The sequence below is a fragment of the Kribbella pittospori genome, from assembly GCF_004331465.1.
Taxonomy (GTDB): Bacteria; Actinomycetota; Actinomycetes; order Propionibacteriales; family Kribbellaceae; genus Kribbella; species Kribbella pittospori.
In genome coordinates, this window is record NZ_SJKB01000002.1 from 762,211 (window position 1) to 784,585 (window position 22,375).

Annotated in this window: 28 protein-coding genes and 1 tRNA gene; 15 read left to right on the forward strand and 14 right to left on the reverse strand. The window is 65.6% G+C overall.

Features of this window, described 5'->3' with window-relative positions; translation table 11 throughout:
• Window positions 1-139 precede the first annotated feature (139 nt).
• Window positions 140-913, forward strand: coding sequence for a GntR family transcriptional regulator (locus E0H73_RS10235; protein WP_131353234.1), 774 nt, complete (start codon window positions 140-142; stop codon window positions 911-913).
• Here E0H73_RS10235 and E0H73_RS47130 read toward each other — a convergent pair.
• Window positions 882-1,430: a type 2 periplasmic-binding domain-containing protein gene (locus tag E0H73_RS47130; protein ID WP_165555519.1), complete on the reverse strand. Its 549-nt coding sequence runs from the start codon at window positions 1,428-1,430 to the stop codon at window positions 882-884. The two genes, E0H73_RS10235 and E0H73_RS47130, sit on opposite strands and share 32 nt — an antisense overlap.
• Before the next feature lie 15 nt (window positions 1,431-1,445).
• On the opposite strand from E0H73_RS47130, the gene E0H73_RS47135 reads away from it, so the two are divergent.
• Genes E0H73_RS47135 through E0H73_RS10265 form a run of 5 tightly spaced genes read left to right on the forward strand, consistent with a single transcriptional unit; the run spans window position 1,446 to window position 3,727 of the window.
• The gene (locus tag E0H73_RS47135) at window positions 1,446-1,712 is read left to right on the forward strand and encodes an SDR family oxidoreductase (protein ID WP_272949123.1); all 267 of its coding nucleotides are present in this window, start codon (window positions 1,446-1,448) and stop codon (window positions 1,710-1,712) included.
• On the forward strand, window positions 1,712-2,068 hold the full coding sequence (locus E0H73_RS10250; RefSeq protein WP_131353236.1) for a YybH family protein: 357 nt from the start codon (window positions 1,712-1,714) through the stop codon (window positions 2,066-2,068). The genes E0H73_RS47135 and E0H73_RS10250 overlap by 1 nt, the downstream gene beginning before the upstream one ends.
• 44 nt (window positions 2,069-2,112) lie before the next feature.
• A complete protein-coding gene (locus E0H73_RS10255; RefSeq protein ID WP_131353237.1) occupies window positions 2,113-2,511 on the forward strand; it encodes a nuclear transport factor 2 family protein in 399 nt (132 codons plus the stop codon).
• A 10-nt stretch (window positions 2,512-2,521) separates the two neighbouring features.
• Window positions 2,522-2,917, forward strand: a complete 396-nt coding sequence (locus E0H73_RS10260) for a VOC family protein (protein ID WP_131353238.1) — start codon at window positions 2,522-2,524, stop codon at window positions 2,915-2,917.
• A gap of 24 nt (window positions 2,918-2,941) precedes the next feature.
• A complete protein-coding gene (locus E0H73_RS10265) occupies window positions 2,942-3,727 on the forward strand; it encodes an arylamine N-acetyltransferase family protein (protein WP_131353239.1) in 786 nt (261 codons plus the stop codon).
• Here E0H73_RS10265 and E0H73_RS10270 read toward each other — a convergent pair.
• Window positions 3,690-4,322, reverse strand: a complete 633-nt coding sequence (locus E0H73_RS10270; protein ID WP_131353240.1) for a flavin reductase family protein — start codon at window positions 4,320-4,322, stop codon at window positions 3,690-3,692. The genes E0H73_RS10265 and E0H73_RS10270 overlap by 38 nt on opposite strands.
• Window positions 4,323-4,467: 145 nt before the next feature.
• On the opposite strand from E0H73_RS10270, the gene E0H73_RS10275 reads away from it, so the two are divergent.
• Window positions 4,468-5,169 (forward strand): ArsR/SmtB family transcription factor, encoded by a 702-nt coding sequence (locus E0H73_RS10275; protein WP_131353241.1) that lies wholly within the window; start codon window positions 4,468-4,470, stop codon window positions 5,167-5,169.
• Between the two features lie 62 nt (window positions 5,170-5,231).
• Window positions 5,232-5,471, forward strand: a complete 240-nt coding sequence (locus E0H73_RS10280; protein ID WP_131353242.1) for a hypothetical protein — start codon at window positions 5,232-5,234, stop codon at window positions 5,469-5,471.
• 393 nt (window positions 5,472-5,864) lie between these two features.
• Here the strand turns inward: E0H73_RS10280 and E0H73_RS10285 are convergent, their stop codons facing one another.
• The 3 genes from E0H73_RS10285 to E0H73_RS10295 form a co-directional block, all read right to left on the reverse strand.
• On the reverse strand, window positions 5,865-6,527 hold the full coding sequence (locus E0H73_RS10285; RefSeq protein ID WP_131353243.1) for an anti-sigma factor family protein: 663 nt from the start codon (window positions 6,525-6,527) through the stop codon (window positions 5,865-5,867).
• Window positions 6,524-7,033, reverse strand: a complete 510-nt coding sequence (locus E0H73_RS10290) for a sigma-70 family RNA polymerase sigma factor (protein ID WP_131353244.1) — start codon at window positions 7,031-7,033, stop codon at window positions 6,524-6,526. The genes E0H73_RS10285 and E0H73_RS10290 overlap by 4 nt, the downstream gene beginning before the upstream one ends.
• 217 nt (window positions 7,034-7,250) lie before the next feature.
• Window positions 7,251-7,676: a MarR family winged helix-turn-helix transcriptional regulator gene (locus E0H73_RS10295; protein WP_238163917.1), complete on the reverse strand. Its 426-nt coding sequence runs from the start codon at window positions 7,674-7,676 to the stop codon at window positions 7,251-7,253.
• Between the two features lie 52 nt (window positions 7,677-7,728).
• On the opposite strand from E0H73_RS10295, the gene E0H73_RS10300 reads away from it, so the two are divergent.
• From E0H73_RS10300 to E0H73_RS45790, 3 genes are read left to right on the forward strand one after another with little or no spacing between them, the layout of a single operon-like run.
• Window positions 7,729-8,316, forward strand: coding sequence for a TIGR03086 family metal-binding protein (locus E0H73_RS10300; RefSeq protein WP_131353246.1), 588 nt, complete (start codon window positions 7,729-7,731; stop codon window positions 8,314-8,316).
• Window positions 8,317-8,370: 54 nt separating this feature from the next.
• Window positions 8,371-8,751 (forward strand): hypothetical protein, encoded by a 381-nt coding sequence (locus E0H73_RS10305; protein ID WP_131353247.1) that lies wholly within the window; start codon window positions 8,371-8,373, stop codon window positions 8,749-8,751.
• Between the two features lie 48 nt (window positions 8,752-8,799).
• Complete coding sequence (locus E0H73_RS45790; protein WP_165554299.1) at window positions 8,800-8,967, forward strand: hypothetical protein; 168 nt, start codon at window positions 8,800-8,802, stop codon at window positions 8,965-8,967.
• Between the two features lie 100 nt (window positions 8,968-9,067).
• On the opposite strand, the gene E0H73_RS10310 is transcribed toward E0H73_RS45790, so the two are convergent.
• The 4 genes from E0H73_RS10310 to E0H73_RS10320 form a co-directional block, all read right to left on the reverse strand.
• On the reverse strand, window positions 9,068-9,724 hold the full coding sequence (locus E0H73_RS10310; protein WP_131353248.1) for a G5 domain-containing protein: 657 nt from the start codon (window positions 9,722-9,724) through the stop codon (window positions 9,068-9,070).
• Window positions 9,725-9,880: 156 nt separating this feature from the next.
• The gene (locus E0H73_RS46535; protein WP_202867291.1) at window positions 9,881-10,117 is read right to left on the reverse strand and encodes an ArsR/SmtB family transcription factor; all 237 of its coding nucleotides are present in this window, start codon (window positions 10,115-10,117) and stop codon (window positions 9,881-9,883) included.
• Between the two features lie 118 nt (window positions 10,118-10,235).
• A complete protein-coding gene (locus E0H73_RS46540) occupies window positions 10,236-10,409 on the reverse strand; it encodes a hypothetical protein (protein ID WP_202867292.1) in 174 nt (57 codons plus the stop codon).
• A gap of 174 nt (window positions 10,410-10,583) precedes the next feature.
• Window positions 10,584-11,243, reverse strand: coding sequence for a hypothetical protein (locus tag E0H73_RS10320; RefSeq protein WP_131353249.1), 660 nt, complete (start codon window positions 11,241-11,243; stop codon window positions 10,584-10,586).
• 164 nt (window positions 11,244-11,407) lie between these two features.
• Between E0H73_RS10320 and E0H73_RS10325 the strand changes: the two genes are divergently transcribed.
• Window positions 11,408-11,483, forward strand: a tRNA-Lys gene (locus tag E0H73_RS10325).
• A gap of 346 nt (window positions 11,484-11,829) precedes the next feature.
• Window positions 11,830-13,086 carry a tyrosine-type recombinase/integrase gene (locus E0H73_RS10330; RefSeq protein WP_202867293.1) on the forward strand — a complete coding sequence of 419 codons (1,257 nt, stop codon included), beginning with the start codon at window positions 11,830-11,832 and terminating at the stop codon, window positions 13,084-13,086.
• A gap of 26 nt (window positions 13,087-13,112) precedes the next feature.
• Here the strand turns inward: E0H73_RS10330 and E0H73_RS10335 are convergent, their stop codons facing one another.
• Complete coding sequence (locus E0H73_RS10335; RefSeq protein ID WP_131353251.1) at window positions 13,113-13,478, reverse strand: hypothetical protein; 366 nt, start codon at window positions 13,476-13,478, stop codon at window positions 13,113-13,115.
• A gap of 171 nt (window positions 13,479-13,649) precedes the next feature.
• On the opposite strand from E0H73_RS10335, the gene E0H73_RS10340 reads away from it, so the two are divergent.
• A complete protein-coding gene (locus E0H73_RS10340; RefSeq protein WP_131353252.1) occupies window positions 13,650-14,306 on the forward strand; it encodes a hypothetical protein in 657 nt (218 codons plus the stop codon).
• Window positions 14,307-14,676: 370 nt separating this feature from the next.
• Here E0H73_RS10340 and E0H73_RS10345 read toward each other — a convergent pair whose 3' ends face one another.
• Complete coding sequence (locus E0H73_RS10345; RefSeq protein ID WP_337590315.1) at window positions 14,677-14,934, reverse strand: helix-turn-helix transcriptional regulator; 258 nt, start codon at window positions 14,932-14,934, stop codon at window positions 14,677-14,679.
• A 166-nt stretch (window positions 14,935-15,100) separates the two neighbouring features.
• On the opposite strand from E0H73_RS10345, the gene E0H73_RS10350 reads away from it, so the two are divergent.
• Window positions 15,101-16,297 carry a hypothetical protein gene (locus E0H73_RS10350; RefSeq protein WP_131353254.1) on the forward strand — a complete coding sequence of 399 codons (1,197 nt, stop codon included), beginning with the start codon at window positions 15,101-15,103 and terminating at the stop codon, window positions 16,295-16,297.
• A gap of 56 nt (window positions 16,298-16,353) precedes the next feature.
• Here E0H73_RS10350 and E0H73_RS48350 read toward each other — a convergent pair whose 3' ends face one another.
• The 3 genes from E0H73_RS48350 to E0H73_RS10365 form a co-directional block, all read right to left on the reverse strand.
• Window positions 16,354-18,627: a zinc-ribbon domain-containing protein gene (locus E0H73_RS48350; protein ID WP_131353255.1), complete on the reverse strand. Its 2,274-nt coding sequence runs from the start codon at window positions 18,625-18,627 to the stop codon at window positions 16,354-16,356.
• A 1,413-nt stretch (window positions 18,628-20,040) separates the two neighbouring features.
• Window positions 20,041-21,258, reverse strand: a complete 1,218-nt coding sequence (locus E0H73_RS10360; protein WP_131353256.1) for a hypothetical protein — start codon at window positions 21,256-21,258, stop codon at window positions 20,041-20,043.
• 164 nt (window positions 21,259-21,422) lie between these two features.
• Window positions 21,423-22,364, reverse strand: coding sequence for an ImmA/IrrE family metallo-endopeptidase (locus tag E0H73_RS10365; RefSeq protein WP_337590316.1), 942 nt, complete (start codon window positions 22,362-22,364; stop codon window positions 21,423-21,425).
• Window positions 22,365-22,375 lie beyond the last annotated feature (11 nt).

Here is a 22,375-nt window from a genome sequence, read left to right on the forward strand (position 1 = left end):
CGGGGGGTTCCGAGGGGTTGGGTGGCCTAATGTCGACCTGCACCATCGGATCGGTTCCTCCCCGCTGAAAATGTACGCACATTTAAGCTAGGAGATGACCGGACATTTGGCAAGCCCACCCCCGGGAGGTAGGACCCTGATGATCCAGCGCAGGCTTGACCGCGCCGGCGGCCAGCCGTTGTGGAAGCAGCTGCAGCAGGACCTTGTCCGGCGGCTGCGGTCCGGGGAGTTCGACGACACGTTCCCCGGTGAGCTCGCGCTGGTCGACGACTACCAGGTCAGCCGGCACACGGTCCGGCAGGCGCTCGGGAAGCTGCGCGCGGACGGCCTGATCGTGGCCGAACGCGGCCGTCAGCCCCGCGTCGCGACCACGCCGGAGATCCGCCAGCCGATGGGTGCGCTGTACAGCCTGTTCTCCTCGGTCGAGGCGTCCGGCCTGACCCAGCACAGCATCGTCCGCGCGCTCGACATCCGGGCCGACGGCGTGATCGCGAGCCGCCTCGACCTGGAAGCGTCGAGCCCACTGCTGTACCTGGAGCGCCTCCGCTTCGCCGGCGACGATCCCCTCGCACTCGATCGCGTCTGGCTTCCCGCCTCCCTCGCCGAACCACTCCTCGACGCCGATTTCACCCACACCAGCGTCTACAACGAGCTGGCCACCCGCATCGGCGTGCGACTGGACCACGGCCGCGAGGACATCCGCGCCGTCGTACCCACGCCGGCCGAGCGCGCCGTACTCCGTTGCCCACCCGAGGCGGCCGCGTTCTCCATCAACCGCCAAGGCACATCACAAAGCCGTCCGGTCGAATGGCGTCACACCCTCGTGCGCGGCGACCGCTTCGCCCTGTCCGCCGAGTTCTCCGAGAACCTCGGCTATCGACTCACTCCGGCAGCGGTGCAGCACCAGGCCTGAACGGATCGTCCGCCGGCAGCCAGGCCCCCTCCGGCCCAAGGTCAACTGCAACGTCGCGACTCAACGCCTCGACCGCAGCCCTGACGGCCGGCCGGGTCTCGTCACGCCGCCACACCAGCGCCCAGGTCCAGATCGGCACCGGCTCGACGACCGGCCGCCGGACGAGACCAGGGGGCAACGGCGTCGCGTCCCGCTTCGGCGAACTGACAACCGGCCGGCCCAACCGTCGTACCTGATCGAAGAACGCCGAACCGGTGATCCCGTGGTCGTCGATGCGCACCACCGACGCGCCGGTCGCGCGAGCGAACTCGACGGCGTACAGGTTCCACGACGCCCACGTCCCGGTGTCGGCATCCACAAGTACGACGGTGTCCCGCGCGCGAACCGCGGTCTCGTCAGCACCCGGCGAGACCGCGAACAGCCGGTCCACGCCGATCAACCGTCCATCCAGCTCCTGCTCGGCGAGGTCGGTCGCGCGCACCCAGCAGATCGCCAGATCGATGCTGCGATCGGCCACCCGCCCGGCCTGTCGCTGACCAAGGGCGGCCTCAACTCGGTCACCAAGTCCCTGGCCACCGAGTACGCCGCTCGCGGCATCCGCGTCAACGCGGTCGCGCCGGGCGTCATCCGTACGCCGATGCACCCGGAAGAGACGCACGAGTTCCTGGCCGCCCTGCACCCGGTCGGCCGGCTCGGTGAGATCGACGAAATCGTCGACGCGGTCACCTACCTGGAGACCGCGGCTTTCGTCACCGGCGAGATCCTCCACGTCGACGGCGGCCAGCAGGCAGGCCACTGATGAAGGATTTGGACATCCTGCACAGCGTGCTCGACCAGTGGAAGGACGCGATCGTCGAGCACGATCCGAAGCGGGTCGCGTCGTACTTCACCGAGGACGCGATCTTCCAGGGTCTGCACCCGTACGGCGTGGGCCGGGACACCGTGACCGAGTACTACGACTCACAGCCACTCGGACTGTCGCCGTCGTACCGGATCCTCGAGCTCCGGCGACTGAGTGAGGACCTGATCCTCGGGTACGCCGCCGTGGACTTCGCGTTCGCCGACCGGCCGACGCTGTCCGTCTACCTGAGCGTCGTACTGCGGCGGACCGGCGAATCCTGGCTGATCTACCACTATCAGGTTTCTCGGATATAGTTGGTGAGGCCAACGTTGGCCATCCCAATGAAAGAGGAACGACGATGACGACCGAACGGTGGGAGATCGAGGATCTGTTCGCGCGACTGGCGCGGGTCCTGGACGAAGGGACGCCGGAGGACATCCGGCAGGTGTACACGAAGGACATCCTGGTGCGGTCTCCGCGCGGCGGCGAACTGCGGGGCATCGACGAGGTGCTCGAGTACCTGCGCAGTACGGCGGTCGACGGCGAACTGACCCAGCACGTCCACAGCGACATCCTGGTCAGGGTCGACGGCGACCGGGCCGAGACGTCGGCCAACCAGTTGACCTTCTTCTATCGCGACGGCGAGGCGCCGCACCGGCGGGCCGGGCTCCGGCTGAAGTACACGGCCGTCCGGACCGACAACGGCTGGCGTTTCGAGGAGGCGAATATCGGCCGCGCCTGGGTGCAGGAGGACTGATACTGAGGTCATGACGGTCAAAGAGCTGCGGTTGGTCGTGACGGCGGACGACTACGACGAGGCGGTGGCGTTCTACCGGGACGTGCTCGGCCTGGCCGAACGTGAGTCGTACGAATCGGAGGACGGCCGGGTCACGATTCTCGATATCGAGCGGGCGACGCTCGAGATCGCGGATCCGAACCAGGCCGACTTCATCGACCGGGTCGAGGTCGGCCGGCGGGTTGCCGGGAAGTACCGGGTCGCCTTCGAGGTCGACGACTCCGCCGAGACCACCAGGACTCTGGCCGCGGCGGGCGCCACGGTGATCGCGGAACCGACCCGCACACCGTGGAACTCGCTGAACGCCCGGCTGGAGGCGCCGGGCGGACTGCAGCTCACCCTGTTCACCGAACTTGACCTCAAGTGAACTGGAAGTGTTGAGGTAGGCGTCATGTGGCAGATCGAAGAACTTGACCTGGATGCCTACCTCAACCGGATCGGGCATCCCCGGGTGGCGGCGTCGGCGGACAGCCTCCGCAGCCTGCACCGCGCCCATGTGCTGGCGATCCCGTTCGAGAACATCGACGTGATCCTCGGCACGCACCCCGGCATCGGCCTGGACGCGATCCAGGCCAAGCTCGTCGGCCGGCAACGCGGCGGCTATTGCTACGAACACGCTCTGCTGTTCGGCGCCGCCCTCGAGCGGCTCGGCTTCACGGTGGATCGCCGGGTCGCGCGTGTGCAACCACACAAGGCCGGACCGCGAACCCACGCGCTCCTCAAGGTGGGCGTGGACGGGCAGGAGTTCCTCGCCGATGTCGGGTTCGGCGCCGGACAGCTCTATCCCACTCCGCTCAAGGACGGCGTGATCGTCGACCAGGCCGGCTGGGACCACCGCCTCACCCTCGACGGTGACGTGTGGACGCTGGCGAAGAAGACCGCGGACGGCTGGATCCCGCAGCACGCGTCGAACGACGAGCCGGTGCGCCCGATCGACTACCGGGTCTACCACCACTACGTCTCGACCCACCCGGACTCCCCGTTCACCGGCCGGCCGGTGGTGATGCGCGTTGCCGACGGCCTGGTCCGTCGCCTGGTCGGTGACGACCTCACGACGGAGTACGCCGACGGCCGCACCACCCACCGCGCCGTACCGGCGGACGAGCTTCCCGAGGTGCTGGCCGGTCTGGACGTCGTCCTCAGCGACGAAGAAGTCGATCGTCTCCGGCTGCTCTAGGGGTCTCGGTACGGAACGATTCGCCAAGCTCGCCGGCGAGGCCGAAATAGTGCCGGAAGTTGTAGATCAACGGCGACCACGCGCCCGGATCGACGTACGACGTCCCCGGTACGACGATCCGGTGGTCGGCATGGACCCGCAGTACCTTGGCCTGGATGATCAGGAAGTTGCCGTCGGCATCGAACTGTACGTCGGCCGCGGTCGCCTCGAACTGCAACGGGCATTCGGCGACGCGGGGTGGGCCGACCAGCTCGGAGTCGACCGGAGTCAGGCCGGCCGCGGCGAACTTCTCGCGCTCGAAGCGGAACCGGGCCCGCTTGTGCTCCGGGACCGGGTTGCGGCCGGTCAGCCCGGCGATCCGTTCGACCGCGTGCCACTGTTCGGGCGACGGGAAGTTGATCACCAGTTCCGGCCGCTCTTGCAGGTTGGCGGCGGTCTGGCCGGAGGCGCCGACGCCGAGGACCACGACATCCCCGAGTGACCACGCCGACGACATCGGCGCGAGGTTGAAGGTCTCGTCGTCGTTCACCGTGCTCAGCAGCGCGACCGGCGTACCGACGTACAGGATGGACGGTTCGATGGTCAGATGCGTCATGGTTCCGACGCTAGGCGGCGGTCAGTTAGGCCGGGACCGAACTGTCGCAGCGGCATGATGGACTCATGAACGAGCGGAGCGAGTTCATCCTCAAACACAGTGCACCTTGTGTCTCATCCGCGCCCGGAGCGAAGCGAGGACGTGGATGAGCACGCAGACGGAAGGACAGGAGCTGGCGTCCTGGGCCCGGATGCTCGCCGACGCCACCCGGGCGACGGTCTGTCTCGCGCTGCTCGACGGGCGCGCCTGGACGGCGACCGAGCTGGCCCGGCTCGCGAAGGTCTCGCGGCCGACGATCAGCGAGCATCTCAACCTGCTCGTCGACGGCGGACTGCTGAGCGAGGTCCGACAGGGACGGCATCGGTACGTGAAGATCGCCGGACCGGAGACGGCCGAGTTGATCGAGGGACTCGCGGCGCTGGCACCTCGTCGGGTCGAGGTCGCGAACAGCTTGTCCGCGGTCAGCAAACGCGACGCGCACGCGCGGGCGCGGACCTGTTACGACCACCTCGCCGGCAAGCTCGGCGTCGCGCTCGCGGATGCGATGACCGAGCGCGGCCTGCTCGACTGGTCGGACGGGATCACGCTGACGCCGGAGGGATTTGCCTGGCTGGACGATCTCGGCATCGTGTTCGAGGGGCGTAACGGCCGGCCCGCCGTACGGTCGTGCCTCGACGTGACCGAACGCCGGCCGCACCTCGCCGGCGCGGTCGGTGCGGCGCTGTGCAGTCACGCACTGCGCGAGGGCTGGGTCATCCACATCCCCGGCGGGCGGGCACTGAAGGTGACCGGATCGGTCCGTGAGTTCGGTCTCGGCGTCGGCCTGATCCGCGAATTACAGCCCTGAGAGCAGCGTGAGAACACGCGGCGGGGGAGGCGCGTGGCGCCGAAACCACTTAATCTTCGGCCATGACTGAGTTCGAGCCCGACACCGACCTGGTGTCCCGCCTCCCGCTACCCAGCCATGTGGTCGTTCACGCGGACGGCCAGTGGCGTCACGGCTGGTTGATCGGCCGTGAGCACGAGGAGACGGGATGGACCGGTCTGGTGCAGTACAAGGGCGACGACGGGACAGAGCGGACGGAACGCCTGCCGGCCGACCGGATCGCACTGCCGGAGTCGGACGGCCCAACCGAACGAGCGTCATAGCGCGCCGCGCAGTCCGCGGAGGCGCTGAAATTCCGAGGAGGGGATAACAGCGCGAAGGCCCCCGGGGTGGTTCACCGGGGGCCTTCGTGCGTAACGCTGCCGGGGCGCCTGGCGGCGAAGAAAACCCCGCCCCAGGCCCTTCGGGCGGTTGACCTGGGACGGGATCCTCAGTGGCGTTACACACGGTGTATCGCTGGTGACGTGGTGAGTGTTACAGGAATCCGGCGAAATTCTTCCAACCAGCTCACGATCCGGCGCTGCGGCACCCGGAACCGCCGCGACCCCGGTGCACGTCCCTGAACACCGGGGTCTCGATTCGGCGGCCTCTCGAGCGACCGTCGCTCGTGACTTTCAGGTGCCCCGTCACCCGAGGCTCATTCGTGCCGACAGTGATCAGAAGTGCACAGCGAGCAGAACTCGCCCGGTCTCCGAGCTGCGGATGTCCAGGGCCCGGATCTCGTCGCGCTGCAGTTTCGTGGTCGCGGCCGGTTTGACCGTCGTCCCCGGAGACGCGGTCCAGCTCGCGAGCAACTGGGCCTTGCCCGAAGAGTCTGTGACGTACAACTCGTAGCCTCGGGCCCGTTCGCTGGGCGTGGCCAATTCGTCGTACCGGCAGCTGATCTCGATCGTCGTACCCCAGCGTTCGGGCACCAGCCGCGCGTCGGCGGACAGCTTGCTGGCCACGGTCTGTGCGAGTACGACGTAGTCTCCCTGCGGTTCCTCGTGGGTCAGCGGGATCGCGATCACCGCGCCGATCACCGCGGCGACGACGGCGACTCCGGTCACCACCGCGCCGAGCCGAATGCGCTGCTTGCGGAGATCGCGCTGGACTGTGCGCACCAGGTCGGGCAGGAGATTCGGCGGCGCCTCGGTGATGGTCGCGAGCGCGCGGTCGTCCGGCAGCGCGGCCATCGCGCTCGGCATGCCGGCGAGCGACGCGACCTCGGCCGAGCACTCGTCACACGTGCGCAGGTGTTCCTCGTACTCGCGCTGGTCCTTCGCCGACAACGACCCCAGCAGGTACGCCGCATCCCATTCCCGGTACGGATCACTCACTGGCTCGTCACCCCCCTCTCCTGCAACGCGAGCTTCAGCGCCCGCAGTCCGTAGTGCAGCCGCGACTTCACGGTGCCCGACGGAATGTTCAGCTCCGCGGCGATGTCGGTGACGGTACGACGGCCGTAGTACGCGCGAACGATCACCTGCCGATGTTCCTCCGACAACTGTGCCAGCGACTCGGCCACCAACCAGGCGTCCAGTACGGCGTTCGCGTGGTCGGCGCTCGGGTTCTCCGGCAGGTCGTCGCTGGCCACCTCGCGGCTGACCCGGGCACTGCGCCGGTCGTCGATGACGAGATTGCGCGCCACCGTGAACAGCCAGGCCCGGGCCCCGGCTTCGTCCTCGGTCAGGATCTGCGGCCGGCGCCAGGCCCGCAGCAGGGTCTCCTGAACGACGTCCTCGGCCAGCCTGTCGTCGCCGGTCAGCCGGACCACGAACCGCCACAACGCCGGAGCATGCACGTCGTGCAGCTCACGCAACAGCGCCGCGCGGTCATCGGCCATCGGCGCTCCTGCTCTGCCAGCTTGTCGCGTACAGGTGTCGGTCGCTCCACCGACCACGTTCCATTACCGAGGAATGCGATCAGCAGGAAGGCGAAACAGATACAGTGCCGCCTTCTCGGCACCATTCTGCACAGGCAGCAAAGCATCAACCTGGTGAACAGTGAAGGTTCCACTCCGGATCGGCTGCGATCTCGGCTCAGGCTTGGTAAGGGGAGCCCTACTTCTCGCGGTGCAAGGCGCGGAGGGCGCGAAGGAAGCCCTGGCGGTCGGCAGCCGGGAGCTTGGCCAGCAGCCGCTCCTCGCGGACCCGGATGCCCTTGCGGACAGAGCGTCGTACCCGGCGGCCCTTGGCGGTGATCGACAACAGCCGGACTCGGCGATCGTCGGGGTCCGGTGTGCGCTCGATCAGGCCGGCGTCCTGCAGTTCGTCGAGGGTGCCGATGATGCGGGACTTGTCGGCGCCGATCGCCTCCGCCAGCGCGGACTGCGTGCGCACCGGAGTCTCGTCCAGGGCGACGAGCACGGAGTAGCCCCACATCGAGACGTCATGCTCGGCGAGCACCGGCATTTCCTCCGCGATGAGCGTCCGCACCAACGGGTACAGCATCGCGGCGAGATCGGGGCGCTCGTCCGCAGCGGTCACGCTGCCGAAGATAACACTGGCGCAATCATATGCTCGCGCATATGATGTGCGCATGCCTACTGTTGATTACGTATCCCTTGACGCCGCGGCGGTCCGGGCCAGCATCGACCTCGCCACGCAGATCACCGATGCCGACCTGTCCAAGCCGACGCCGTGCCGGGCCTGGACTCTGTACGGCCTGCTCGCCCACATGGCGACGCAGCACTACGGCTTCGCCGCCGCCTCCAGGGGCGAGAGCGGCGAACAACTGTGGAAGGTGCGCGACCTGGGCGACGAGCCGGCCAAGGCCTACATCGCGTCGGCCGAGCACGTGCTGGACGCGTTCGCCGAGGAGGGCGTGACCGAGCGGACGTTCCCGCTGACCGAGTTCGGTGCGGACTTCCCCGGCCACCAGGCGATCAGCTTCCACTTCATCGACTACGTCGTACATTCGTGGGACGTCGCCGCAACCCTTGGCACCACCGTCACCTTCACCCCGGAAGTCCTGGCGGCAGCTCAGACCGTCGCGAACGTCGTACCCACCGGCGAAGTCCGCCTGGTCCCGGGCACGCCCTTCTCCCCCGCGCTGCCGTGGAACGACGACAACCCGCTGGACCAGATCCTCGCCCACCTCGGCCGCAACCCGTCCTGGCCCAACTGAACTCACCGGTTCCAGCCTGCTGCGCCGGAGGACCCGCCGTGTCACGATCGGGCCATGGACCTGCTGTTGAACCGCGGAGAGATCCTCCCGATCAAGGGCCGGAACGTCACCGTCACCACGGCCGACGTCGAGTGGCTACCCCGGATGCGCTCCTACCTCATCGGGGTAGCCACCACCGGCGGCACGGCAACCTACGGCTCCATGAAGACCGACCTTGGCATCCCGCACGCCATCAACGGGCTGGGGCGCCTCCTCGACCTGCTCTCCGAGGACTGCCGCCGCCGAGACGAGCCCTCACTGGCCAGCCTGGTGGTCAGCAGCACCACCGGTGAGGTCGGTCTCAGCTTCTCCGGCAACGCACCGTCGGAGCGGGACCTTGTCTACAAACACTGGCGTGGACCCCGATTCTCCTGGGAGCCTATTGATAGTCGATAGGATTCGGGTGATACTCGATGAGTTCCTGTCGGGTGTCGGGAGGTCTTGATGAAGTACGTCGTTGCCGTCGTGGCGGTTGCGCTCGGCGCCGCCGGGGTCATCTACGGGGCGTCGGACGACTCGCCAGGGCTGCAGTTGATCGGCGTGCTGCTGATCATGGGAGCGATCGCGGCGAGCATTCTCAGCGCCCGCCGCGACCACAACCAGACGACCTAGACGTTATCTCTAGAGCTCTTCGCTAGAGCTCTTCGCTAGTCCTCTTCGCTAGTCCTCTTCGCTAGTCCTCTTCGCTAGAGCTCTTCGCTAGAGCTCTTCGCTAGTCCTCGCAGCCGAGGCCGTCGTGGTCGGCATCCAGGCGGTAGATGTCGCTGCCGATCACGCGGACCGGGCCGGCGACGTACTCCGGTCCGTTGCCGCTGCCACCTGAGCAGTCGACGTCACTGGCGATCGGGACGCAGCCGCTGTAGTTCGGGTCGCAGCCTGATGATTCCGGCTCCTCGACCTTGGTACCGACCGCGGTCACCTGCGAGCGCGGCTCCTTCGACACCTGGTCCCGCAGCAGGTCCTTGTCCGTCTGGATGCCGTTCACGTAGGTGATCTGGTAGGTCAGCTTGCGGGTCCCGTTCACGCCCTTGGTCCGGATCGACTTCTCGCCCTTCGGCATCGACGAATCCGTGACCGTCTTCTTCTTGAACGGGATGATGCGGAACTCGACGACGGTCTTCTTGGTCGTCGTCGACGGTGTCTTCGTGGAAGCCGTCACCGGCTTCGGCGCCGTCGGCGTGGGCGTTGGTGTCGGTGTTGGTGTTGCTGACGGCGTGGCCGTCGTCTCCAGTGTTGGTGTCGCCTCGGTGCTCACGACCACACCCGGTTCGGCGACCTCCGTCGTACTCGAGGCCGGGCCGCAACCAGTGGCGAGTACGCCGATCGCCAACACGCTGCCGGCTGCCAGCGCGGCACGATACAAATGCACGATTCCCCCCAACCCGCCGTCGGTTCCCCCCGCGGCGGGATTGCCAGCGCCCGGACTTCCCGGGCGAAGACTGATCCATACCACTGCAATGGATCGCTCCGCGAGGGTCAGCGGCCGAACCGAATCGGTTTTGTGACGTGACCGTCCAGTAGCGGGTTAGGCCTCGGTGCCGGTGAGGATGTGGGTGCCGATCGGGCTGATCGAGTGCCATACCGCGTTGCCGGCCCGGCGGGTGGTGACCAGGCCGGTGCGATGCAGAACTCGGGCGTGTTCGCTGGCCGATGCGAGTGAGATGCCGGCGTGTGCGGCCAGTTTCGCTGGTGGAGCATGCGCCCACCGAGATGCTTCGCAGTACGGCGGCCCGCGTACGACCGAGGAGGTCGGCCAGGGCACGTTCCGGATCGGCGGGCTGCCCGGTCGGCTCGGACCTCGCCGGACAGCCGCCGCAGCTCGTTCTCCAACTGGTGTTGCGGCGTTGCCGCCACAGCGGCCAGGCCGGCGTCGAGACCGTTCACCGACGCGGCCGGAGTGAGAAGTCCGGCGAGTACCCGATCGGCGGTGCGAGGACGAGCAGCTCACGCTCGAGCTCGGTGAGCTTCGCCCTGGCCCGCTGCCGCCACGCCCCGAAGACCGACGGCTCGTCCTCGGTCTGCAGCATGTGCATGCCGAGCAGCACGTCCGACAATGGATCGGGTGTGTGCCGCCGATCGCCGTACGCGCCAGATCGGCGCAGCCGAAGTGGATCCGGAAACCCATCGTCTTCCTCCGCCGAGGAAGCGAGCAGGCCAGTCGACACCCCAGCGCGACCGCTCTGAATACTGTGCAATACACAGCGTAATCGGCTCGGGGGGGTCATCCGTCAGGTCGTCGGCGCGCCGACGCCGGTCATCGCCGCGAAGAGTACGCCGGCGAGCAGCCCGACGACTCCCAGCACGATCAACGGCGCTGCGGTGATCGGCGGCTCCGGTACCTGCTGGCCGAACAACGCGAACAAGCGTTCCTCCGCGGGCCGCACCTCGCGCAACAACTCCGCCGACGGGTGCTCCTTGGCGCTGAAGTCGTCGAGTGTCTGCAATGCCGCCCGGGCCGCGATCACCGCAGCCCGCACCACAGCAACGATCACGACTCCCGACGCCACGGTCAGTACGCCGATCAACGCCGCGGTCGTCTGCGCCATACCGCCGTCGGTGTCGGACCACGCGGCCCGCAACGCCTCGAACGACCACCAGCCGAAGAACCCCAGCACCCCTGATGCCAGCCCGGTCCCCCAGACCACCCCGGTCAGCGGGTTCTGCATCTTCACCGCCGTCGCGAACGCCCGTACGTCAGTGGCCAGGTCCCCCGCGTCCCGGACCAGCCCTTCGTACGCCGCCAACGCGTCCGCTCGCGCCTTCAGCTTCTCCGCGATCACGATCCGGTCCGCCAGCCCGAGCGTGCTCGCCTCGTTGACGATCCCCCGCCAGGCATTCACCACTTCCGAATGCAGCCCGGCGATCGCCGCCCGCTCCACAACCCCCATCGAGTCCCCCTGACCCCAGCGCACGCCCCCACGCACGCCCTTCCCCTAGGCCGAGAGTACGCCCACCACCCCCACCCGAACAGTCACCAGCCGTAACCACCTCAGCCCCACCGAGCAACCACCTGGACAAACCTGACACACTGTTCCCGTCACCCCTCGTGAGAGGGCCTCTAGCTCAACTGGCAGAGCAGCGGACTTTTAATCCGCGGGTTGTGGGTTCGAGTCCCACGGGGCCTACCAGCCGGAATCGCCTTTAAAACAAGGCGGTTCCGGAGTGAGCGTGAGAACCTCCGTCAACCGCGGCATCTCGTCCGTGGGATCAAACGTGGTGCGAGTCGCTAGACTTGGGACCATGGCAAAGGCCCCGAAGAGGCGCCAGCGCGCCCGCGGCTCTGTGGAGGAGCTGCCTAGCGGCGCGCTCCGAGTTGTCGTCTACGCCGGCATCGACCCGGTGACGAAACGCCGCCACTACCTCCGTGAAACGATCGCGGCGAACACGCCGAAGGCCGCAGAGGAGGCCGAGCGCGCCATCCGGCGACTCCAGAGCCAGGTCGACGAACGGCGGCAGCCTCGAACCAACGCGAGTGTGAGCCAACTGATCGAGCGCCACCTGGAGCTTGCCGAGCTGGACGAGACCACCCGGCGCACCTACCGCGGGTACGTCCGCAATCACATCGAGCCGCTGATTGGCCACGTCAAGGTCGGCGCAGTCGACGCCGATGTCCTCGACTCCTACTACGCCGAGCTCCGTCGCTGTCGTCACCACTGCGACCGAAGGCCATTCACCGAGCATCGAACCAAGACTCAGCACGAGTGCGACCAACGCTGCCGTCCTCACGAGTGCCGTCCGCTCGGCGCGTCCACAGTCCGCCAGATTCATTTCATCCTGAGCGGTGCCTTTCGGCAGGCCGTCCGGTGGAAGTGGGTATCGGTCAATCCGATGCCCACCGGCAAGCCTCCATCTGCGCCGAAGCCGAATCCTCGTCCCCCGACCGCCGACGAGGCCGCGCGAATTCTTGGCGAGGCCTTCTCCGACCCGGCGTGGGGCACTTTTGTTTGGCTTGCGATGGTCACCGGCGCCCGGCGTGGTGAGCTGTGCGGCCTTCGCTGGTCCAAGGTCGACCTCGACCAAGGCACCATCGTCATCGATACCAGCGTGGCTCAAAACAGCAGCAAGAAGTGGCTCAAGGACACCAAGACCCACCAGCACCGGCGCCTTACGCTGGACGCCGAAAGCGTGACACTTCTGCGCAAACACCGCGAAATCTGCGACGAGAACGCGACGAAGCTGAAGACCAAGCTCGGCCCAAACGCGTTCGTGTTCTCCCTTGCCCCAGACAACAGCGAGCACCTGGTACCCGACAGCGTCTCGCAGCGCTACAGCAAGCTGGCGACCCGCCTCGGCATTGATACCCACCTGCACAATCTCCGCCACTACTCGGCCACCGAACTGATCGCCGCCGGCGTCGACATCCGAACCGTCGCCGGACGCCTTGGCCACGGAGGCGGCGGCACTACTACGCTCCGCGTCTACACCGCATTCGTCTCCGAGGCCGACCAGCGGGCTGCGACCGCGCTCTTCAACCGTCTCCCGAGCCGCCCAGAACGGCTCAGCGAGCGTGAGCGGATCATGCGCGACCCGCGGGCACCCTACGAGGCGATCGCGGCGAAGCTTGGCGCTGCCATCGAGTCCGGCCTGCTGCCCGAGCACACCTCGCTGCCACCGGCGAAGAAGCTTGCTGAACAGCACGGAGTGTCGGAGGGAACCGTGCGCCGCGCGCTCGACTTGCTACGGGCCTGGGAGCTCCTCGACGACAGCCGTCAGATCAAACCCATGCACTAGTGGCAGTAATGCGGAGCCCGCGGAGTTCAACCAACATCAGGTTGGCCGCGCCGGTCACTGGCGCCCACGTCGAGCCTGCGGCGATGGGAGACCAGTTCGGCTGATGGCGCGCTGGTCGCTTGCACGTCAGGTGGGTCGCACGCGAGGCTGCCCGCGTGAGCTTGGACGGCGACGATTTCGAGGACCAGTTCGATGAGGCAGACGAGGGAGAACTCGAGCCCGACGTCGTGGCATTGCGCGCATCGATCGCACCAGAGGTCCGATCCCGCGGTGACTGGACGGGGATCGACCGCGCGAGCTTCAAGGTCTCCGCGACAGAGCAAGACGTTGAGCATGCCAAGGTACTGCTTGCCGAGCACGGAATGATCCCAGCGGCCGATCTCGCGGGCCATCGCGGCGCGGTTCAGATGTGGCGGGACCACTGCGTGGCGAGGCGGGAGGACTCGCTTCAGGACCTTTTCACCGATGTCGAACAGGTCCTCGGCGCCCCGCGGCCAGTGCCACCAACGTGCGGGACCCGAGGCGAGCCCGTCTACGCCTGGATCCGACCGGACGACATCCCGGTGACCACCGACTCAAACTTTCCATACCACCACACCCCGGCCGGTCTCGCCGAGCTTGCGCGCAACCTGATCACTGAGGCCGGCCACCCCGCTGGTCTCGACAAGATCCTGGGGTTCAACTTCGTCCTGGACACCACATCAACGCCGCGCGGACCGGTCCATTGCGTCACAGTCAACGGCAACCACCGCGCGGCCGCCATCCGGGCCGCAGGCTTTCCCGTCGCGCTCGCCCAGGTCACCGTCCAGCGCGCACCGTGGGAGATTCCAGTGTTCGCCGGCTACGCGGAACCTTTGTACCGCCTGCTCTTCCGTGCCGGTCTCCTCACCAACTACCGGCACCGCGTCGACGATTGGTCCCATCAAGATCTCGTCGACGCCGGCGGCATCGCTCCCTGGCTCCTAGACACAAGGGTCATCGACGTCATAGACCCCGAACAGGCGCGCACCAACCTTCTCGCCTACGAGGCCGCCTACGGCGCCGTCGACGACCCGCGCGTGGACTGGATACGCCGACGCCGTACGTTCCAGCAGATGCTCCGCCGGGAGTCGATGACCATCACCGAACACGGCCCGGACCACCTACCAGGCCTCGCGGGCGACTGGCCCCCAAGGCCGACGCTGGCCCAGCGAGTCGAGTACTGGCTCCTGCCTCGATGAGCCCGCCTCGAGCGCACCGTCGCATGCAACCGCCACAAGCTGCCGAACGGGGACGCAACTGCAAGGGCCACGCCAGATGCCGGCCGACCGGTTGTGCTCCGGGGTCCGACAGATCGCGAAGTCCGCGAGGTAACGACGTCCTCGGACCGTCAACCGTCACCTACGTCGGGCTGGCGACCTTCTCAATTACGAGGAAGACCTTCGCCGTCTCATCCACTCTCGACAGGCGCATATGACAACGCGGCAGCGGACACGAGGTTCCTCATGAATATCCGCAGTTTCGTGCCACGGATGATGCCACGCAGACAGCCTCAATCCGACTGGCGTGCAGCCACAAGTGCCCGCCCGTGCAACCCCGGCTCGGCGGCGGCTACTCTGACAACCCGTCTAGCCAGCGGTCAAGATCGCCGCGACGGACGCGAAGCCCACCGTTGGGGAGCTTGATGCATGGAGGCGCCTTCCTGGCAGTGCGCCATTCATAGAAGGTCGACCGAGCGATCCTGAGTTCGGCGCAGACCTCCTCAACGGTCAGGTAACCACGTCTTGCCGGTGGGGATTCGGCCATCCCTCGCCGCCCTCCTCGACTCTTCCCGATGTCTTGCACTCCTCGGATCACACGAGCGCGCATTGAAGCGAGCAGCGGCTACATCGTGCCCCGCGCTGACGAATCTATTGCGCATAGACGCGCGCAGTCGACCGGGTGCCGTTGTTGGCAGGGCTGCGCGGAGCGTCGACGCTAGTGTCGCCCGCGCTGTGATTGCATTGGTGGTCGTGCTGACAGCAAGGAGGAACCGGTGGCGAAGAAGCAGAAGAAGGGCTGGACTGCGGCTGGCGCCGCTCGTGCGGCGCGAGAGCACAGAACCACAACGGCCGAGTTCCTTCGCCGAGCACCGATCGCAAGGATCGATCGTGCTCAGCGGCTGGTCGATGCTTTTGAGCTGCACCGTTCCCACGTTGGCGGGCACGAGGAGGCTGCAGCACTGATGCTCATCACGGGCCTCGGCTATCCCGAGACCTGGCAACCGGAGCACTGGTACGAGATCGGTGAAACTGTGATCGACGACGAGGCAGTCGATCTCGCCAAGGCAGACCTCTACATCCTCAGTCCGCAAATGGTTGACGTCATCACAGCTGCCGCGTCCAGCCTGACCGAGGATGATCTGACTCTGTTGCGAGCAGACGACTTGCCGTGCCGCACCGGAGTCCTCGTGCTGCCGCGGCCGCTACTCGTCAAGACCCCAAACGGCAACATCAGCGACGACCGTGCGTTTCTGTGGCGCGGTCCGATACCGATGTCGATACCTGATCCGGCGACTGGTGCGTTTGTATCGAAGCCTGCAGTGAAGATCTCCACGTACTACGACCGCAACGGGCCGGTGGAAGCGGATTCGTTCCGCGAATTCGCAGCCCAGGCACGAGCGGAGGGAACCCCGTTGCCGCCGCTGATGCTCGACGGCATCCAGTGCTACCCGTTCGAGTTCGTCCCTTCGAGCGCTCAGCTGCGGAACCTGGATGCGTGGGCGGACAACGCCCGGCAGTCCGGTACCGCGCAGCGCCGTTGGGAAGAAGAGCACGGCTACCAGGAGAACGTCGTCCTCGGGGACTACGTGTCTGGCGATGAAATCGACGATCCCGACGGCCGATTCATGCTTCGCTTCCTCTACGCGTTCTGGCGTTTGTGCGACCAATCAATCGCTCAGATCAGTGAGGCCGAGGTGAACCACTCTGCTCGCGTCACGGCCGCACGCGTCCAGGCCCCGCCCGAGGTGCGGGTCGTCGAACTCCGATCTGCTCGCTCTGCGTCTTCCGACGCTGACGACGGTGAAAGCCTCGATCGGTGGAACCACCGCTGGGTGGTCCGAATGCACAAAGTTCGACAGTGGTATCCCAGCGAACAGCGACACAAGGTCATCTACCGAGGCCCGTACGTCAAAGGGCCTGCGGACAAACCGCTCATCGGCGGCGAGATCGTTCGCAGCGTAACCCGCTAGCCACGGACAACAAGGACCGCGGCTGGCCGGCCTTCGGCAGCAGCCCACCGCGCAGGCTACTGAGGTTGCGGTCTGCTCCGTGCGCATGCTGGGCAGCCGGTACCGCCCCGGGTTCGGTTCTTGACGCTGGTCTCCCACTCGTGCCCGCTTGCGCATCGCCAGCGGCAGCGGTCGTGGCTCCCCGCTTTGAGTTGGGCTGCGTCTCGGTCAGGGTGACTGAGGTTCTCGACTAGTTGCCCGGCGATTTGAGGGTGGAGATCGGCGAGCGTGGCGCCGAGGGCGGGTGTTGCTCGTGCTGCGGCGGTCCTCAGTCGCCCGCAGGCAGGACACCCCGAGGCGCCGAGGGCCCGTGAAGCCACCACCGCCGACCATTCGTGCCCGCATGCACGGCACCGCCAGCGTGCTCGATGGTTGGCTCCAGGCGGGATGTCGGCTGCGCTTCGATGCGAGTGTCCTTCGAGTCCGACGAACTCGGCGGCGAGCGCGGGGAACCTCTCGGCGAGGCTGTTGCCGCCCAACGAGTCGCGGCGGCTGCGTTTGTCACCCGCTCTTGCCTTAGCGCATGACGGGCAGCGACGGCCCCTGATCCGGGCGGAAGGCGTTGTCTTGTACTCGATCGCGCACTCTGGGCAGCGCCACCAACAGACGATGTTGCTTGATGGTCGCAGGTCGGAGGGGGCGCGTTCAGGGCGTACGCAGGAGATGAACTCGGCGGCGATGTCGGGGTAGAGGTCGACCAGCGAGAAGCCCGGCCGTGCCATCGAGGCCGCCAGGCCGACCTTTGCTCGCCCGCAGACCGGGCAGCCAGAACCGAGGAGCGCGCGGACGGCGATGCTGGTTAGCCACTCGTGTTCGCACGTTTGACAGCGCCACCGGCACTGGTCTTTCGCGCTTGGCGAGACCCAGGCAAGGTCGACGCCTGGCCGCGTCTCGTTCCGTAGAAATTCCTCTGACAGATGCGGAGCGACATCAACGGCCGACCGTTTCGGGCGCCCCTGGAGGGTCTGCCGCCACAAGCCCGCCGCATCGGCCAGTGCGCCCGCCACACGTTCGGTGTCCAGGTCGATCCACTCCACGACCGGACTCACCACCGCCCGCAACGCTCTCGCCCATTCGGTCGCGTCGAGCGAGCCGTCCGTGACGGTCACAGTTGTGACGTCGTTAAGTGCCGGCAACGAGGCGTCGCGGACTCGCACGTAGCGGTGGCCCCGGAGTGCGTCGGCCTTCCGCTGGTCTCGATCGGAGTTGCTGTGCCAGAACGCGGGATCGAGGTCGATGTAGAGGTCAAGGCATGGCAGCGCGATGTCGAGCCGCCAGGTCCGTAGCTCCGTCCTCAGCGGAACATCGACCTCAACGTGTTCGCCGGTCGCTGCGCGCAGGAGTTCAGCAACCTCTAGTTCGAGGCGGGACTGACCTCTGGCGCCACACCGGGCGCACCCGGTACCTGCAACCCGTGAGGCGACGGTGGTGACCCACTCGTGGCCACGCTTGCATCGCCATCGACACAGCGTGTTCGAGCCTGGGTTGAGCCGGTCGGGGGTACGGCTCGACGCGCTTTCGTTGCTAATGAACTCTGCTGCGATGTCCGGGTAGAGCGCCAGCAGTGATCCGTCCTCGGTCGCGGTGGAGCGGGTCTCCGCGGACTTCTGCTGGCCGCAGACCGGGCAGCCGCTGCCCTTCAGGATTCGATTGACGAGCGTGGCTTCCCACTCGTGCAAGCAGGCGGAGCAGCGCCACAGGCAACGGTCGGTTGACCCGGGGCGTAAGCCGGTAAGTCCTCTGTCTGTGGCGGTGAGGTTTATGACCAGTTCGGTCGGCGGGAAGGTTGCCCGTTCTGCCGCGGTGCCGGTCCGCGCTGTCGGCTGGCGCATCCGGTCGGCGCGGCGCCTGTTGGCACAGTCCGTGCACCCACGGCCTGCGACTCGGTTCGCGACTGTGGCCTTCCAACTGTGGCCGCATTTCGAGCACTTCCAAAGGCAACGCTGCTGCGAACTCAGTCGGAGATCGCCTGGACCCATGTCTGGCCGCGTGAGGTTCTGGACGAACTCAGCCGCGACGGTCGGGCTGAGGGCAAGGAGCGAACGGCCAGGTGGCGCCTGGGCCCTCGATCGCGCGCGCTTCGCCATTGCGCAGTCCGGGCAACCCCCGCCTCGTGCGCGCGCTGCTGCCGTCGCCGTCCACTCGTGACCACAGGTTCGGCAACGCCAGATCACCAGGCGGTTGCTATGCGTTCCCAACGAGGGCGGCGCTACCGCCGAGCCCACGATCCGCACCGCCTCTAGGAATACGTCGGGGTGCGTGTCACGCAGCAACGATCGTGGCTCCGGCATGCACGCACCTCCAAGGAGCAATCATGCCCAGACCGTCCACCCTGCGAGTAGCTCTACCCGAGGCGAGTCTCCTCCCCATGTGCCAGCGAGCGAGCCCCGCGCCAGGACCGGCGCGGCGGACCGGCAGTCGACAGCGAGTGGGTCGGCGTCATGCCGGCCCACTCCCTGTTGGGCGTCGTTGTCAGCCGATCCAAGGTCAGCCGCCGGTCAAAATTGGACCGACGACCTTCTCATTACGAGGAGGAACGACACCACCACATCTGGCCTCTACCAGCAACTTTGCCGTCGCTCGCTTCGCACCACGGCAACATATCCCGCAGGAGTCGACACCACTTCGCACCACGACCTGCACCACGATCGCAGCAAGGGCCAGCAGGCAGCACCGTCAGCTGTCGGCTCATGAGGCGTCGCGATCCTTCGCGGAACTGCAGTACGAGCACACTCGGCTGCTGTCCACTACACCGACGGGAATCAGTGGCTGCCGACTTGTCCGCCTCGTAGTTGCGCAACACGTTCTCAACGCGGAGGTTCTGCTGCGGTCAGGGTCTGGCGGCAGACCCGGACCCCTGCTGAGAAACGACCGATTCTCGACGTCCATCAGTCTGAGTTCGCCTCCCACGCCCGGTATGTCTTTCGGTCATGGGCTCGCTGCACGACGGAGCCGAGCACGAGGCCAAGGAGGCCGCCGATGGCTGGTGTCCACACGAACATCGCGGGTGGCGCGCCGAGTTGCTGCGCGAGGGGCGGCCCCCAAACCCTAGAGCGACACCTGCGACCCACAGCGGAGCATTCTGCCAACACGCGTGGCCTTTGAATGGGTCAGTCTGCACCACGCTCAGGTCAACATCGACCAGCGTGTCCCGACGGATCTCCAGCTTGGGTTTGGCATCTACTAGTACCGCGTAGGTCACCAGTTGGCCCCGGCTGATCAAGCCTGGCCCAATTGCGAGCTCGTCGCCGGAGGCCTCGCAGCCAGGAGGTTCCGCTCCTGGTCCGCTGCCCTCGCTGACTGGCTCAAGCACCTGCATGATCGTCGCGCGTATACCAACCCGCATTGACCGGTCGGCGTCAAAATGTGCAGACGCAATAGCTGCGCGACCTGAGTTCCTCAACGCGAGAGACACGATTCTTGGGGACTGAAGCTTGCCCAAGGTGGGGTGAGTTACCTGTAGTTGTTCACTCACCGAGCCGGCGGCATGGCTTAGCAGTTGAACGGACGCCATTGTCAGCGTTAGTTGCGGCTTCGGCGGGATCGTTTCCAGGTGAAGTACGCGCCGATGGCAGCACCGAGCACGCCTGCGGCCACAAGCGGCGAGCAAGCCGAGCGAGTGACCGGGAAGCCGGCGCGGGATAGAGAGCTCGCTTACTGACCAATTCGAACTAGGTCGGACGGCCTTCCCCTACTCGACGACTTTAATCCGGAAACGATCGCAGGTAGCGAAATACGTTCCGCATCTTGGGGAGGAAACGTTGCCGCATCCTCATCCTCACGGCGTGAAAGCCTCGATAAATGGCCGGGGTCATCATGAGAACCCTAGGCGCCGTCTCAAACAGTTCCGAATCTAAGGGCTTTTCCGGCAGCGTCATGCGCGCAAGCTGAACATCCGTCACGCTGCTTGGATGTGCCGCGAGGCGCAAATCAGCCACGTCACCTTCCGTAACGAACGAAACGAAGAGCTCTTCTCCAGGCTGAAGTGTCCCGGCGCGAATGTCTACTTCATCGGGGCCCCAGCTTAGAATTCGACGTAGAGCCCTGCCATTGACCTCCACGTCATTCAAACGCGCTTCGTATAGATGCAGAAAGGAGGGCGTCTCCACACTGAACCCTAAGCTCTCTCGTATCTCGACTTCACGATCTGTACAGTTGGCAATGCGGATTGCAACCTGATGCATCTTTTCAACCGCGACATCATTCACCATTGTGGAGATATTCGAACCCAATTTTGACTTTGGTGCGAAATCGTCCAGAGGAAGAAACTTGGGGAGGATGAGAACCTTCACATCCAAGCCTAACTCGGTTGGCCAGTCATGTCGCGAGGGATACATCATCGACGTCACACGCAGTTGTGCGGTGAGACCGCGACGATCGCGGGGATCCAACCGCACAAGTGTCTCCACACCGGCGATCCGCCCGCTGACCACAATACCCTCGTCAGGAAGTCCTCCGTTTAACATCCCTGATATCGTTATCTCGTCGCCAGGGTTAAATAGAAAGGGCGAGAGTTTGATCCGACCATCGCCCACTTCTGCCGAGCCAGGCCCGAAGAATTCGTCAGCTCGACCGCGATTGACCGAGAATACACCGCCAAGGAATTCGCAGTGATCCCCAATCACTATACTGAGCGGACCCGCGAAGTCTCCTGGTAAGATGGGCGCTTGGCCGGTGTTTGCAAGCTTCAACTTGAACGCAATCGGCCAGATGAGTTTACGTCCGCCCGGATCCAAGCATACAGAAATCGGCCCGCTATTAAGGGACTGGATCGCATTATCCCCAAAGTCCATCAAGAATTGCTCACACACGGCTGAGTAATGGATTCGCTTGAAGGTCCCTCCGCGCTTCTGCCATGCGAAGGTGACCCACGCGATCACGGCCGACACAACGCTCACGATCGTGCCGATTAGGAACTCCACCGTTCGACCTCCTCAGACCTTCCCCTCGGAGCCACATAGCAGGTCGGGCCCCCGCCCTCATAGGGATCCTGCCACTCGGCGCCGCCCCCTTCGACGCACGGGCAGGCGCATCGGTTCCGGGTTCCTGGACCAAGGATTGCACCTCGAACAGTCACGCAACCGCGCTACTTCCGTCGCCCCTTCTTGGCCTTCGTATCGCCTGCTTCGATCGTGCGCGCCTTCTCGGCCAACCAGGAGATAAAGTCGGGCTGCTCCAAGAGAAACGCTACATGTGAACTCTCGAACCTGTATTTTAGGATGCTGAACGTTTCGGTTGCTGGCCGGCCGGACGCCTCGCGCAGGAGGCCGCCAACCTTCCCGTTACAGACGTTCGCAAGATGCGTTCGCTCATGCTCATCCGATTCGACCATCGAAATCGCATCGACCAACTGTTGGTGAAGAGTGCGACCGTCGGCGGGATCCCGCTCCGGAGGCTCCGCAGGGGAAAACATCTGATACCAACGCACAGTGAAGTCGTTAACTATCGCTTCCCCCGAGGCATAGCACTGAGATTCGAGTCTTCTCCGCGCCTTTCGGACACTCATATTTCGTAACTCATGCGCTGAGGTACCTGGTGTTGCGATAATCTCCTTGTTATACGCGACGAAGATCCAGCCGGATATCAGAACTCTCCGCAGAGCCCTCAGACCAGCAATGGTGGTAACTTCTGCAGAATTCAATTCCCTCAAGATCTCAGACATGTCGTCGCCATGCACCCTGAGAAGATCTAGAAGCCAGGCATCAGGGATAAGCAGGCACGACGCGAAAATATCAGCTTCATCCTCGACTGAATATTTCTCAAGATCCAGGTTTCCAGTGCCGATCGCACAATTCGCTCGCGGCAGATGCCACGGTAGCATCAAGTGCCCAAGCTCGTGCGCCATCGTGAATCGCTCACGAAATAGATTGTCCGTAGCGCGTAGATATACACTGGGTGAATGCCCGCTAAGTTTAAGCAGGATCGCGTCCACGGTCTTGTGGGGCCAGTCCACACGATGGACCTCCGCCCGTGCGCGGAGAAGCTCCTCGATGTTTACAGGCGGTTCTAAGTCGAGACGAGACACCACAAGGGAGGCAG